Below are 15,645 nucleotides of genomic sequence, written 5' to 3'. Positions count from 1 at the left end.
TCACCTTAAAATTCAAATCTGGCGCCAATATTAATGGTGCCTCGTGTAAATCCTTCTAACCCAAAGATACTTCTGTAATTGATATATGCTTGCTTGCCATTGGCCCCAATAAAGACCAAACCAACGCCTGCAGAACCATAAGTTCTGTCTGGTTCATCGGTTCCGATGAAGAATATCTCATCGTCCGGAGCGCCGATGAATCTGGCTTCCAGGAAGCCGCCATCGTTTTCTGTTTCACGGCTGATATTGAAATCGAACTGTGGTGCCAATACCCCATTTTTTAGACTGATGGCTCTGGAAACGCTGGCACCCACTGACCACACCAGGCTTTTTACTTCCTGCTCTGCAAAGGCAAAGTTAAAGCCACCGGCACCGGTTTCAGCAAATCCGTCGATTGTGGTTCTGGCATAATTCACTGAAGCATTTGGAGTGATGTTCCAACTGTTTTTATTGAAATGATAGCCCATGCTCATGGCCACCGAATATTGGCTGGCATCAGTTTTACCTGTGGCAATCCGATCAATCTGAATGTCATCCAGTGAGAAATGAATTCTTCGCTGTTGTTCAAAGTCAGGGTTGCCATAACTCAATCTGGCATCCAGATAGAGGTTGTCTTTGAGGTACATAGAGCCATATCCAGTCAGGGTAAACCCTGTTGATTTCATTTCTGCTTCATCTTGTATTTCAGAATCAAAATGGGCATAACCAAGGGCCACGCCAGCCACTTTGGTAGGACTGAAGCGATAATCCACTCCGGCGGTGAGTCCGAAAGTATCAAAATCAAAACCCAACTCACGGCCTGTGGCGTCCCTTTCACCCATGGAAATGGTCCCGTTGACAAAGAATCCCCAGGGAGAAACAAAATCATTGATGTTACTGACCGAACCTGTTTCTTCTTCAGATTGATTCAGGTATGCCAACATGCCCAACGGTATGGATTCATTGCCATAACGGCCATTCAAGCCCGCGATACTGAATCCTGAACCACCACCCGCTTTTAACTGGGCAAGACGGGCGCTCACATTACGCAGCTGTGAGGTAATGATTTCAGCGGCTGATGTTGATTGTCCCACCACTTCATTCGGCGTCATCTCTTCCATGGCATTGATGATGTCTTCACGGTTTTCTGGTCGGGCTGCAGTAATGAACTCTTCACACAACCCTTCGATTGCCGTGAAGTAACTGCGGGCACAATAACTGGATACATTGCGAATGGTGTTTTTCACTGTTTCACTGGCCCCGGAGCCAATCGCACCATCAAACAAGTTGAATATCTCATCTTCGGTTGGCGTTCTTCTGACAGCATTATCAATGGTGGCCTGATTGTTGGCCAAGTTGTTGTCTGTGGCAGTAGTGGTAATGGATGCACTGATGCCAATGGGTTGTGATTGCTGCACCACCTGATCAGTGATCACCCGCAGGTCGATGGTTGAACCCAGACCTACCATCAATGCACCTGGATACTGACATTGCAGACTGTTGTTGCTGGCCTGACATTCCCAGCCAGCTGAGTTCAGTACCTGAACATCACTTACCAGTCCATTGATGGTGGCACTGACCTGAACATCAGCGGCCTGATCGGGTCCCAGGTTAGTGGCGCGCAATGACCAGTTAAAGGCTTCACCCTGACGTATATCCTGCACTTCAGCCAACAGCTCAATGGCCACGTCGGCCTCCAGTTCTGGCGTGTCAACCACATTGACCTCAACCTCAGATTCATTGTTATCCAAATTGGTATCTGTGGCATCTGAAACCACCGTCACCCGGTTCAAGGACAAGCCAATTGAAGCTGCGCTGAAACGGCCGGTCAATTCAATAAACACCGGACTACCCACAGCCAATGCTGATAACTGACAATTCAATCGGTTGCTCATCAATATGCATTCCGCACCGTTGTTGACCACCACATTATCGGCAGAAAAGCCATTCGGAAACAGATTGTCTAATTGCACGTTAGGTGCCGTTTGTGGCCCCTGATTAAATAATTCGAAACGCCAGGTTACAGGTTCACCAATGATGACTTCAGGTTGGTTCGTACTTACCAGTACACCTATGTCTGCCTGTACATCACCACCTCCCTGACCATCACTGACCTGGACACTGACTGCTGATTCATTGTTTGCTGGATTATCATCCGCCTGCCCACTGACCCTGGCGGTGTTGGTGATGATGCCAGTCTGATCAGGAGCGGCTACATTTAAAAACAATGAGCTGCTGGCACCAGGATTCAGGGTATTGCTGTATGTACATACCAAAGATGACGAACCCTGGCAATTCCAGCCGGTTCCGTTCACTGAACGCAAACTGACGCCAACAGGCAAATCATCTGTCACCGTCACTGGCGCCTGTTCATTGCTGCCAAGATTGGTCACTGTCAATTGATACTGGAACAGATCACCCGGGCGCACCTGGTTTTGGTTTGCCGTTTTTTGCAAACTCAGGTCATTGGTAAACTGAGCACCCGAAACCTGGGTTGAGGTACTGGCGGTTTGGCTGATGCCATCGGCCATGACCTGTACCGTGCTGCTGATCAGCCCGGTGCTTTGTGGATTTGATTGAAGCATATAATCAACGATCAATCGCTCACCGGGGGCCACATCACGTTGATTTACACAAGTCACTTGCATGTCATTCAACAAACAAGTCATTTGCAGTGGTTGAATGGCTGACAATGTTGCGTTAGGTGGCACGTTGAAGTCCATCCTGACTGATTTTAAATTCAGGTTACCAGTGTTGGTGATGGCGGCCTGATGAGTCATGGGATCACCGGGATTGATTTCTGCAGGAATGGATCTCATCACCACCCTGAAATCACTGCCAGAGAACAGGGTCACCAAACTGGCATTAACCGGGACTGAAAGCTCTGCAGCATTCGCTTGAACTGACAACTGGTAATTTTGGTTGGCTTGCACCTCACCTATGGTGATGGCATCCAGACTGACTGTCATGCTGGCACCCGGAGTGATGGGGTTATTCGACAGACAACTGACCAATCCGTTGTTTTCTGTACAACTGGTACTGGGGTCTGAATTGAATCCCTGATAAACGAAACCAACTGGTAACTGGGCGTTCAATTGTGCCCCACTGAGGTTGATACCACCGGTGTTATTGAACTGCACATCAAAGGTGACATTGGCACCGGGGTCAACCGGGCTGGGTTGCTGGGTAAGAACCAGGCTAGCGCTGGCCTGGGTTAAACTCAGAATGTTGGTGTCATTGACCAGGGCGCCTGTATTGTCACCGCTTGCTTCCATTTGATTGGTGATGGATGTGACACTGGTGTTGTTTGTTGCGGTCACCACAAGTACGATTTGTGCTGTGTTGCCGGCTACCAAAGGCGCTGCTAAGGTACAATCAACCACCTCACCCACATTGCCCACTGTCAGGGGCAGACAGTTCCAGCCGGTGATGTTGAACCCATCCAGGGTAACTTCCGGAGGCAAAGTATCTGAAATGTGGGTGTTGATCGAGTCATTGGCTCCAGTGTTGGTCACTTCAAGAGTGTACTCAAAAGCCTGTCCATAAGCGACTTCTGTAACCGTTACACCAGCCACCGTGGCAGCCTTATTGGCAGTTAAGGTGGTCAGTAATGGACCAGTGATGACCACAGTCGGTGCATTATCGTTGTTGTTATTGGCCACACCATCAGGATCCGTGCTGGTTTCCACGGTGGCTGTGTTATTGACATTGTTATTGGCACTGGCAGCCGTGACATTGATGTCTACTGTAACTGTTTCGTTGACCGGAAAAGGTGCCCCGCCGGTATCACAGGTAACCTGCCCACCGGTATTGGCTCCATCATGGACACAACTCAGCGGTGTACCGAGATTGGTGCCCACCACGAAATTATCAAATGACACTTCCGCAGGTAACTGATCCTCGATGACCACATCAGTCGGGTTGGCCGTTGAACCACCTGGGTTATTGACCGTTAACACATAGGTAAAAGTATCACCAATGACAAAATTAGTACCATTAACGGTTTTGGCAATGCTGAAGTCACTGACAGCAGGATTTATCACATCAGCCTGATTTGCTGTGTTATTGCCAGGATTGATGTCTGCCGCACTGCTGATGGTGGCAGTCACAATCGCATTGGTGGCGACCTGATCAGCAAGGACATTCACGGTGATGTCATCCACACTGTTGGAGATGAAGGCCGCGCCACCACGATCACAGAACACATCACCCCCAGAAGGAGCCCCATCATGGATACAATTCCAGCCTGGCGCTCCGCTGACGTCAGTGCTGCTGAAGATGACTTCAAAAGGCAGGTTAAACGTGACTTCTGTGTCTGAAGGGTTGGCAGTAGAAACCATTGGATTGGCTACCTGAGCCGTATAGGCAATCTGGTCTCCCTGCACATACAAACCACCGGTTGAGGTAAAAATCAGCGATAAATCGGCAGTGGCCGGATTAATGGCAAATGACGTGGATGCGGTGTCATTGGATGGATTAGGGTCAAAATCACTGGTCACCACGGCACTTGGGGTGATGGTTGTGCCTGCTGATGCCGCAGCTGCGATGATTTCTATCAAGGTGTTGGTACCTATGGGCACAGGATTCCCCTGACTGTCACACACCACATCTCCACCGGCGGGAGATCCGTCATGGACACAACTCCAACCTCCCACATTGGTCACCTGTGCTGAACTGAACACCACCTCCGCAGGCAATGTCGTGGTGACCGAGGTATTGGGTGGCGCTCCGGTTGAGGCGAATGGATTATGTAATGTCAGATCCAGCGTCACCAAATCACCCACCAGATAGGTGGTGTTGTCTGCCACCATGGTCAGATCCAGATCTGCACTGGGACCAACAATGTTGATATTGGCGGTGGCCTGATTGGCATCACTGGTAAACGGGTCAAAATGAGCGGGATTGGTAGACACCGAAGTGACTGTGTTGGTCGTTGCACCTGTGGCATTGGTCAGAAAACGAACAACAGCGGTGTGTGAATTTCCGCTGGTCAAAGTTGGTGCATCACATATGACCTGGTTATTGCCACCGGCAAACACACAGGAGATGCCGGTTTCAGTAACAATGGCATCGAATGTCAGTCCTACCGGGATGTCATCAATCAGCTGAACATCGAATGCATCATCAGGTCCGTTATTGACAATACCTATGGTGAACTCAACCGGATCGCCCTCGGTCACTGTGGTCGCACCATTGACTGTTTTGGTGGAACTCAGGTCTGCAGAAAACGGATCAATGACAAACGACACCGAATCACTGTTGTTCAACGAGTCACCATCAGCAAACGGGCTGCTGGCGGTATTGGTCACCAAATCACTCACATTACCATCTACCAAAACAGTAATTTCCACCCCGTCAACTGCTGCTGTATTGGGCAGTGTTGGGGCATTACAACTGATGGTAGGGGCTGCAAAGCTACAGATGAAATTTGGTCCCAGGTTTTGGTGACTGACGTAACTCACTCCCGGCGGGATGGTATCAGTCAGGGCCACGTTATTGGCGGTGGCAGTTCCTGTGTTGTTGACCTCAACCGTGTAAGTGACATTGGTCCCCCAGGGGGCACTGGTCAGTCCGCCGTTGATCACTTTAGTCACTTCAATTTCTGCTGCACCTGGTCCGGCGGTGAAGTCCACATCATACTGAAAGGTGTTATTGGCTGGATTAATGTCACCCAATACATTGAACATACTGACGCCAACAGCATTGGTGACCGGTCCGGCAGTGGTGGGCGCCGGAATCTGTAAATCAAGGGTGGTTGTCAAACCTGTGGTGTAGATACTGAAATAATCACAAATTACCTGCCCGGTCGTTTGAATACAATTCCAGGCCGGATCAGATGATGATGCACTGGCGGGCGCGATCCCGTCCAGTGCAGGTGCGATATCGAAAGTCACCGTGGTTTGATCACCTTCATCATTTGGTCCCAAATTGGTGATGTCAAAAGACATGGTGCGAAATTCTGTGGGCCCTGGTTGGGCCACCGGGAATGTAACAGGCTGTGGGTTTTGCAGATTAACACTGAAATCAGTTTGACTGCCCGTGGTGTATTGTATGTCCACAGAGGCGACATTATTAGCCAGGTTTATTTCATCACCATTGTCATCAACCACCTGAACACTGAAGGCTGGTGCAAAATCAAATATGCCTGGTTGAACCACCACACCAACATCCAGAAATGTCATGGTGCCCTGAGCAAATGTGCCAATGTATGTGCAAGTCTTGTTGACATCAAATGCCGGACAATCCCATTCAGATGAAAACACATTGGGATCAAATCCAAAACTCGGGTCAACTGAACCATCTTCAGTGAAATTCAGCGTCACACCTGCCACTGCATCCTGGTTTCCATTGTTAGAAATCATCAGGTTGACCATGTGACTCTGACCATCACCTGGAAAAGAGTACGGACCACCAATGTCCAAAACTTCCAGATCTATCTGGGCCTGTACCCAGGCAGATGACATCAACAACAGAACAAAATAAATGTATTTATTGACACTAAACCCTTTCATATCCCTTCTCTCTTTTGCGTTACATGACCGCATCATACAGATCACTATAGATTATTTTGAAACCAGAACAATTAAATTTCAATGAATTACACCTACTTTTTAAAAAATTGAGCAACCAATCACAAAATCATTCAGAATTTTTTGTTTAGCAAAACTATCCAGGTATCCTGGTTTTCGCATCATCAACAACAATTATTGAGACGACCACCTGGATTGATAAAGGGTTGAATCGCAAAAACCGGACGGTTTTATTTGATGATGTGTTCAATTTTCAATTGCAAGCGCCGGCGTTGACGAAACTCATTGACCATCAACTGATAACAAACATGTGTCTGGCGGGACTCTTCTGCAAATTGACTGGGATGAAACCCAAAAGCAATGGCGTCAATTTGCTTGCTTTGATCAGTGGTTTGCAGCACCAGCTTGCAATGCTGTTCACCAATGAGCCTTTTTTGCTTGATGATGAACCAGTCATCAAACAAGGGCTCTTCAAAAGCCTGGCCCCAGGGACCGGCCTGCCTGATCAGTTCCGCGGTGTGCAATGACAGATCTGATGAATCAACCGAACCATCGGTTACCACCTTGCGTTCAAGGGTTTGCCCGGCCAGCTGATGCTTCACCTGTTCACTGAAGGCTTGTTGAAAAAGCTGCAAATTCGTTTTTTTCAAGGTAAGCCCTGCTGCCATGGCATGGCCACCAAATTTTTTGATCAGTCCAGGGTTTCTGACATCAACAGCAACCAACACATCCCTGATGTGAATGCCTTTGATGCTGCGCAAAGAGCCTTTGATGAATTCTGATCCCTGGTGTTCATGGGCAAAGGCCACCACTGGCCGGTGGGTGTATTCTTTGACTTTAGATGCCAGTAAGCCAACCACGCCCTGATGCCAGTTCTTATGATACAGACATATCACATCGGGCAAATCTGACTTTTGTTTCAATTCATCCACCACAGAATCTGCAAAAGTCTGCATGTCCTGCTGAATGTGTTTTCGCTGTTGATTGATGTCATGCAGTTGAGCTGCCAGTTCTTTGGCTTCAACCGGATCGTCGGTCAACAGCAGGTTGATCCCTATGCTCATGTCTTCAAGCCGACCCGCTGCATTGAGCCTCGGTGCCACATAGAATGCCAGGGCGTTACTGTCGGCTTCCTGTTGTTTGATACCTGCCACTGCAAACAAGGCACTGATACCAGGCACGCATTGACCCTGACGAATCAGCCGCAATCCCCCTTCAACCATGATCCGGTTGTTCTCATCCAATGGCACCAAATCTGCCACTGTGCCCAGGGCGACCAGGTCGAAAAGACGCGACACGTTTGGCTCACTGATACCGTTTGCAGAAAAATAACCGGCATCGCGCAGTTGCCCGCGCACCGCTGCCAACACATAAAACGCGACACCCACACCTGCCAGGGCTTTGCTGGGAAACTCATCATGGTGGCAATTGGGGTTCACAATGGCATCAGCAGGCGGCAACTCATCCGGAGGCAGGTGGTGGTCTGTGATGATCACATTCATGCCCAGTGATTTGGCTTTTTTAACCCCGTTGAAGGATGAAATACCATTGTCTACCGTGATCACCAGATCAGCTTTGAATTTAACCAATTCATCGACCAACTCAGTGGTCAACCCATATCCATATTCAAACCGATTAGGCACCAAAAACGATGTGTGTAACGCACCCATTTGTTTCAAGCCGCGAATCATCAAGGCTGCGGAGGTGGCCCCATCGGCATCAAAATCACCCACCACCACGATGCGCTGTTGCTTGCGAATGGCGGAGATGATCAGTTCAGCAGCCTGTGACAGCCCCTGGAATCCCGTTGGCCGGTATAAGTGAGTAAAACGGTAATCCACCTGTCTGAGGTCATTGACCCCGCGGCCAAGGTAAATCCGTTGAATCAGGTGGTGAAGTCGTTCACCACCCTTGATGTCCTGGTCAGGTATGTCTCTTCTTATGACCTGAATGGATGACACCACTGATCAGATGTATTTGATTTCTTCGATGAAATATACCTTGTCACCACCTGGTGCACGCACTTCAATTTCGTCATCAACACTTTTGCCAATCAGAGCACGGGCAACCGGCGAGCTGATGGAGATCTTCCCGGCCTCAATGTCTGCTTCGGCATCACCGACGATCTGATAAGTCACTTCTTTACCGGTTTCATCTTCTTCAAGTACCACCGTGGCACCGAAAACCACTTTATCACCCACGTTCAGGTTAGACACATCAATGACTTCTGCTGTCGATATGATGCCTTCCAGTTCAGCAATGCGTCCTTCGGTGAATGACTGTTGTTCTCTGGCGGCATGGTATTCGGCATTTTCCTTGAGATCTCCATGTGCCCTGGCCTCAGCCACTGCGTCAATGATTTTCGGCCGTTCTACGGTCTTCAGCCGTTTCAATTCCGCCTTCAAAAGTTCTACACCCTTTTGGGTGATTGGGGCTCTGTTCATAAATAGGTCCTCAATGTTCGTGCAATTCCTGCAGGGAATACACTTCATGTTTGTTGATGTAATCATACGCAGCAATGGTGGCTGCGGCACCCGCAATCGTGGTGCTGTAATTGATGCTTTGTTTGAGCGCTTCTTTTCTGATCGATGCAGAGTCCGCAATGGCCTGAGCACCTTCAGTGGTGTTGATGATAAAGTCTATTTCTTTGCTCTTTATCTTATCAACGATGTGCGGCCTGCCCTCAATGACTTTATTGACACTTTCACAGAACAAGCCCGCTTTTCTCAACAGCTGACAAGTACCATGTGTGGCCACCAGTTCGAAATTTAAAGCCCTGAGTTGTTTAGCCAGAGGAATCAGTCGGTCTTTATCAGCATCTCGAACACTGACAAATGCCTTGCCATCTCTTGGCATATGCACACTGGCAGCCAATCTGGAGGTCGCCACTGCTGAACCAAATGATCGCCCACTGCCCATCACTTCGCCAGTCGAACGCATTTCCGGGCCCAGAATCGGGTCTACTCCAGGGAATTTAACAAACGGGAACACCGGTTCTTTGATGGAGTAATGATTCAATTTCAATCGTGGTGCCACAGCCTGCTCAGCCAGGCTGATACCGGCCATGCATTTGGCGGCAATTTTAGCCAGGGGCAGTCCAGTGGCTTTGGACACAAATGGAACGGTTCTGGACGCCCGCGGGTTCACTTCCAGAATATATATATCATCCCCCTGAATCGCAAATTGGGTATTCATCAGACCCACCACATTCAATTCCCTGGCCATCAGTTCACACTGCCTGGCCAGTTCTGCCTGCACTTCATCACTGAGGGTAAACGGTGGAATACAGCAGGATGAATCTCCTGAGTGAACCCCGGCTTGTTCAATGTGCTCCATGATGCCTCCCACCAAGACGTCTTTGCCATCACAGATGATGTCGACATCAACTTCGATGGCGTGATCCAGAAATCGATCAAGCAGCACCGGAGATTCATTGGAAACCTGAACTGCTTCGGTCATGTAACGCTGCAACTCAATTTGTGAATGAACCACTTCCATGGCCCGGCCACCCAGTACAAAAGAAGGTCTGACCACCAATGGGAAGCCGATGCGCTCAGCAACGGCAGCAGCCTGATCAACCGCTGTCACTGTGCCATTGGGCGGTTGTTTCAGACCCAATTTATCCAACATCGACTTGAACTGCTCACGGTCCTCAGCGCGGGCAATACACTGCGGTGAAGACCCAATGATTGGCACCCCGGCGTCAGCCAGGGCTTCAGCCAGATTCAATGGTGTTTGTCCGCCATATTGAACAATCACGCCCGAAGGTTTTTCAATGGCCACTATTTCCAACACATCTTCCAGGGTCAGCGATTCAAAATACAACCGGTCAGAGGTGTCATAATCGGTCGAAACAGTCTCCGGATTACAATTCACCATGATGGTTTCAAATCCTGCCTCCTTAAGGGCCATGGAGGCATGAACACAGCAATAATCAAACTCAATACCTTGCCCGATCCGGTTGGGTCCTCCGCCCAGAATCATGATTTTTTGGCGATCTGTTGGCGCCGCTTCACACACCTGTTCATATGTTGAGTAAAAATACGCAGTGGGCGCCTCAAATTCAGCGGCACATGAGTCAACCCGCTTATATACTGGTCTCACCTGCAATGACTGGCGGTGTTGTTGAACAGCTTGTTCAGAACACTTCAGCAGTTGAGCCAGGCGGGTATCGGCAAAGCCTTCACGTTTCAACTGTCTCATTTGCGGCTCATCCAATTCAGCCAATTGACTGTCCTGCAAAGCTTCTTCTATGCGCACAAGTCGCTCGATATGTCCCAGGAACCAGGGGTCGATCTTGGAAATCTCATGGACCTGAGTCAAACTGTAACCATGCCTGAAGGCATCGGCCACATAAAACAGTCGCTCTGATGAGGGCTCCCGGATTTCTTTAGTGAGATCAAAACCATTTTTGATGTCATCACCGGATATCATTGGATCCAGCCCATTCTTACCGGTTTCCAGTCCCCGCAATGCCTTTTGCAGTGATTCATTGAAGGTTCTGCCAATGGCCATCACTTCGCCCACAGACTTCATCTGGGTACTCAGCCGATCCACGCTGTTGTTAAACTTTTCAAAAGCAAACCGCGGGATTTTGGTGACCACATAATCGATGGTCGGCTCAAATGAAGCCGGCGTTGCACCACCGGTGATTTCATTTTGTAACTCATCAAGGGTGTAACCGATGGCCAGTTTCGCGGCCACTTTGGCAATGGGGAAACCTGTGGCTTTGGATGCCAGTGCTGAAGAGCGGGAAACCCGGGGATTCATTTCAATCACAATCAACCGGCCATTTTCTGGATTGACTGAGAATTGTACATTTGAACCACCGGTTTCAACACCAATTTTTCTGAGCACAGCCAGCGACGCATCTCGCATCACCTGGTATTCTTTGTCGGTGAGCGTTTGCGAAGGGGCCACGGTGATCGAATCACCGGTATGGACGCCCATCGGATCGAGGTTCTCAATGGAACAAATGATGATGCAATTATCGGTTTTGTCGCGCACCACTTCCATCTCGTATTCTTTCCAACCCAGCAAAGATTCTTCCAGTAAAACTTCAGTGGTGGGTGACAGCTTCAGACCTTCAGCGGTGATTTCTTCAAATTCTTCCAGATTATAGGCAATTCCGCCTCCTGTTCCGCCCAGGGTGAATGACGGTCTGATGATCACCGGATAACCGATTTCTTTTTGTGCGACCCTGGCTTCATCCATGTCATGAACAATAAAAGACTTGGCACATTCCAGACCAATTTCTTCCATCGCCACCCTGAATTGTTCGCGGTCCTCAGCCATATCGATGGCTTCCCGCGATGCGCCGATCATTTCTACATTATATTGTTCAAGTACACCCTGGCTGACCAGATCAAGAGAACAATTTAAAGCCGTTTGTCCACCCATGGTCGGTAACAAAGCATCAGGGCGTTCACGTTCGATGATGGAGGCCACGGTTTTCCAATTGATCGGTTGGATATAAATACTGTCGGCAGTTTCCGGATCGGTCATGATGGTGGCCGGATTAGAGTTCACCAGAATGACCCGGTACCCTTCATCCTTCAAAGCTTTACAAGCCTGAGTTCCCGAATAATCAAACTCACAGGCCTGACCAATTACAATTGGCCCAGCGCCCAGTACCAGAATGCTTTTGATGTCCGTGCGCTTACCCATTGGCCTTCTCCTGTTGCATGGCTGCGATGAATGGTTCAAATATTCGTTTGGCTTCATGAGGTCCCGGACTGGCTTCAGGGTGCCCCTGAAATCCATAAGCCGGCTTTTGGGTGTGTCTGATGCCCTGAATACTGCCATCAAATAAAGACCGGTGAGTGACTTCTAGTAGTTCAGGCAGCTGTTCATCGGCCACTGCAAAATTATGATTCTGTGAGGTGATCATCACGGTCTTTTCTGTCACGTGTTCCACCGGGTGATTCGCGCCATGATGACCGAATTTCATTTTCATGGTACCCGCACCCATGGCCAATGCCATGATCTGATGACCCAAACAAATACCAAACAAGGGAATGCCGGCCTCCAGGAATTGTTGACATGCAGCAACCGCATAGTCACAGGCCGCTGGATCTCCCGGGCCATTAGACAGGAAGATACCATCTGGCTTCATGGCCAAGACTTCTTCTGCGGGCGTTTGTGCAGGTACCACAGTAACCTCACATCCCAAATCGTGGAGGATGCGTAAAATATTCCGCTTGACCCCAAAATCATAACTGACCACCCGATGGTTCTGAACGCCTGATGACCTGAACTGTTGAGAGTTGAGGTCATAGGTACCCTCACTCCAGGTATGCGGCTGATCACAACTGACCACTTTGGCCAGATCCATGCCCTGCAATCCTGGAAATGCTTTGGCTTTGGCCAATGCCTGGTCAACATCAATGTCGCCAGCCATGATACAACCAGACAATGAACCTTGTTCTCGTAACTGATTGGTCAGCGCACGGGTATCGATGTCGCTGATGGCAACCACCTGGTGCTGTTGCAGGTAGTCCCGCAATGACTGTTCACTGCGCCAGTTACTGTCGGTGGCGGGACAATCTCTGATGATCAGCCCTTTGGCAAATACCTGTACAGACTCATCATCAACCGCTGTGGCTCCGGTATTACCAATGTGCGGATAAGTCAGGGTGACCATCTGTTCTGCATATGACGGATCTGAAAGAATTTCCTGATATCCGGTGATCGCGGTATTGAACACCACTTCTGCCACGGCACAACCATCTACACCTACAGAAACACCCTGGAAAACGCTGCCATCAGACAACACCAGAACTGCCGGTTTATGATCATTCGGGGGGAATAAAATTTGCTTTAATTTTGACACTTTGCTCAACTCTTGGGGGCGTAAAAAAAGTTGGGGCTAACCAACTTTTTACTGTTATCGAATTGAAAGCGAATTTTAGCTTAAAAAGCTGACAAACACCACTCGGTTTTTTCATATAATGACTGTCATGAGAATTCATTTGGCTATTTATCACCCCAAACACGCCGGCATCCTCAGTGCAGCACTGACTTTGAAAGCAGAAAAAATCATTTTATTGCACCGTTCTGAGGACGAAATCGCCGGCATCAGGTCAGTGATTCAATCCAGAGGCATGCAATGCGAGGTGCAAGAGGTCACTTTTGACACCCAATTGGTCCGTGAACAATTTGCGAGTATCATCGAACAGTACCAATCCAGCGAATTGGTGTTTAACGCATCCAGTGGTTATCAAAAACTAAACCTGCTTGGATTTGAACAATTCTCCAATTATGGTTATCCGGTCTTTTTGGTAGATAAATTCACCGATGAACTGCACTGGCTGAATACCCGAAGCACCAACAGTGACATACACCTTGATCATCAGCTCAAAATTCATGAATGCCTCAAATCATTCAACACCATGGTACTGGAACAGGGTCATTCAACACCGGAACCAGCTGCTTCGAGGCAATTGACACAATGGATCATTGATCACATTGGCGAATACGACCAGGCCATAGGCTCCCTTAATTACATGGCCATGATGGCCAATAACAGCCACAGTTACGAACTCAGCAACCAGGAAATGAAGAAACATAAACTGGCCCACTTGCTGGAACATTTTCGTGATGCCGGCAAGCTGACTTTGCGGGGGCGTAAATTGAAATTCAATGATGACAACGCGCGGTTCTACTGCAACGGTGGGTGGCTGGAGAACCACGTCTTTGCCCTGCTCTATGGCATTCGCGGCAAACGATCTCACATCACCGATATTGCGCGAGGTCTGCAAATCGTACGCCACAACGGCAGGGTAAAAAACGAACTGGATGTCGTGGCCATGAGCCACAACCGTTTACACATCATTGAATGTAAAACCCGAAGATTTTCCAAAAGCAAAGCTGAAACCACATCTGCGAGTTCAGCCATTTACCGGTTAGACACCATCAAATCGATCACTGGAGGCCTTTCCGGCAGGGCCATGCTGATCAGTTATCAGCCATTGAACAAATACCTGCTGTCCAGAGCCAAAGACCTGGGTATTTATTGTTGTTCTCACATGCAATTGAAGCAACTGGACAGACACCTCTATCATTTTTTTGACAACCCATAAACCCATGAATTTCAGAAGCGACAACGAAGCACCCATTGATCAACACATTTTACAGGCCATCATTGATGCCAATCAGGGCAGTGAAGAATCCTATGGCTATGACCGCTACAGCGAACAGTTCACCGAACAGTGTCAGGCCTTGTTCGAAACCTGGTGTGAAGTACTGCCATTGGCCACCGGCACCGCCGCCAACTCCATTGCCATGACCCTCAGTTGCCCTCCCTATGGAGCCATATTGTGTCATGAAGATGCACATTTGAATCGCGACGAATGTGGCGCACCGGAATTCTTTACCGGAGGTGCCAAGCTGATACCAATGCCTGGTGAGCACGGGAAAATAGACCTGGATAACCTTGATGAGTTTTTGGCAGGTACCGGCGTACATGGTGAACATGAATCCTTGCCCTGCACCATCAGCATCACACAATGCACAGAAAGCGGTACCGTTTACACCCTGCAAGAACTCAAAAGACTCAAAGCAATCAAAGAAAAATATGGCCTGGCTTTACACATGGATGGTGCACGGTTTGCCAATGCCCTGGTCACTCTGGATTGTTCACCAGCAGAGATGACATGGCAAAGTGGTATTGATATGTTGTCATTTGGAGCCACAAAAAACGGGGCCATGATGGCAGAGGCTTTGCTGATCTTCAACACCGCGTACATCAGGGAAATCAAACGCCTGCGCAAACGGTCTGGTCATTTGATCAGCAAGATGCGCTTCATCAGTGCGCAACTGGTTCGTTACCTGGAAGACGACCTGTGGTTAAAACTGGCCAAAAAAGCCAACCAACAGGCCCGCTTATTTACCCAGGAAACCAGTCAACTGGTTGAGTGCTTACACCCGGTAGAAGCCAATGAAGTGTTTTGCCGGCTTCCTGTGGTATTGATTGAACAACTCAAGCAACAAGGTTTTGAATTTCACGTCTGGCCCGGACACAATGACGTCATCAGACTGGTATTTTCACATGCCACCAGAGAACGGGATACCAAAGGGTTGATTGCTGCCATCGAAGCTCATCAATTCAGGGTAAACCAGCAATCAACTGGCTGAC

General features: G+C 48.8%; 7 protein-coding genes. 2 read left to right on the top strand and 5 right to left on the bottom strand.

The window, feature by feature from the left end; genetic code table 11:
- Nucleotides 1-5: 5 nt before the first annotated feature.
- The 5 genes from B0475_RS08805 to carA all read right to left on the bottom strand — a co-directional run bounded on the left by B0475_RS08805 (nucleotide 6) and on the right by carA (nucleotide 13,341).
- The gene (locus B0475_RS08805; RefSeq protein ID WP_198538178.1) at nucleotides 6-6,491 is read right to left on the bottom strand and encodes an autotransporter domain-containing protein; all 6,486 of its coding nucleotides are present in this window, start codon (nucleotides 6,489-6,491) and stop codon (nucleotides 6-8) included.
- A gap of 248 nt (nucleotides 6,492-6,739) precedes the next feature.
- Entirely contained in the window at nucleotides 6,740-8,473 is a 1,734-nt protein-coding gene (recJ, locus tag B0475_RS08800) for a single-stranded-DNA-specific exonuclease RecJ (protein WP_232781865.1), read from the bottom strand.
- 3 nt (nucleotides 8,474-8,476) lie between these two features.
- Nucleotides 8,477-8,953, bottom strand: a complete 477-nt coding sequence (gene greA / locus B0475_RS08795) for a transcription elongation factor GreA (protein ID WP_077411439.1) — start codon at nucleotides 8,951-8,953, stop codon at nucleotides 8,477-8,479.
- A 10-nt stretch (nucleotides 8,954-8,963) separates the two neighbouring features.
- On the bottom strand, nucleotides 8,964-12,176 hold the full coding sequence (carB, locus tag B0475_RS08790; RefSeq protein ID WP_077411438.1) for a carbamoyl-phosphate synthase large subunit: 3,213 nt from the start codon (nucleotides 12,174-12,176) through the stop codon (nucleotides 8,964-8,966).
- The gene (gene carA / locus B0475_RS08785; RefSeq protein WP_232781864.1) at nucleotides 12,169-13,341 is read right to left on the bottom strand and encodes a glutamine-hydrolyzing carbamoyl-phosphate synthase small subunit; all 1,173 of its coding nucleotides are present in this window, start codon (nucleotides 13,339-13,341) and stop codon (nucleotides 12,169-12,171) included. Before carA ends, carB begins: the two co-directional genes overlap by 8 nt.
- Nucleotides 13,342-13,468: 127 nt before the next feature.
- On the opposite strand from carA, the gene B0475_RS08780 reads away from it, so the two are divergent.
- Together B0475_RS08780 and B0475_RS08775 are read left to right on the top strand one after the other, a co-directional pair.
- On the top strand, nucleotides 13,469-14,590 hold the full coding sequence (locus tag B0475_RS08780; RefSeq protein WP_157892825.1) for a Card1-like endonuclease domain-containing protein: 1,122 nt from the start codon (nucleotides 13,469-13,471) through the stop codon (nucleotides 14,588-14,590).
- A 4-nt stretch (nucleotides 14,591-14,594) separates the two neighbouring features.
- A complete protein-coding gene (locus B0475_RS08775; protein WP_077411436.1) occupies nucleotides 14,595-15,644 on the top strand; it encodes a threonine aldolase family protein in 1,050 nt (349 codons plus the stop codon).
- Nucleotide 15,645: the final 1 nt, after the last annotated feature.

Origin of the sequence: Marinicella sediminis (genome assembly GCF_002000055.1) — a bacterium.
Taxonomy (GTDB): Bacteria; Pseudomonadota; Gammaproteobacteria; order Xanthomonadales; family Marinicellaceae; genus Marinicella; species Marinicella sediminis.
The sequence above is the reverse complement of the archived record's forward strand: the minus strand, read 5'-3'. Positions and strand labels throughout refer to the sequence as shown.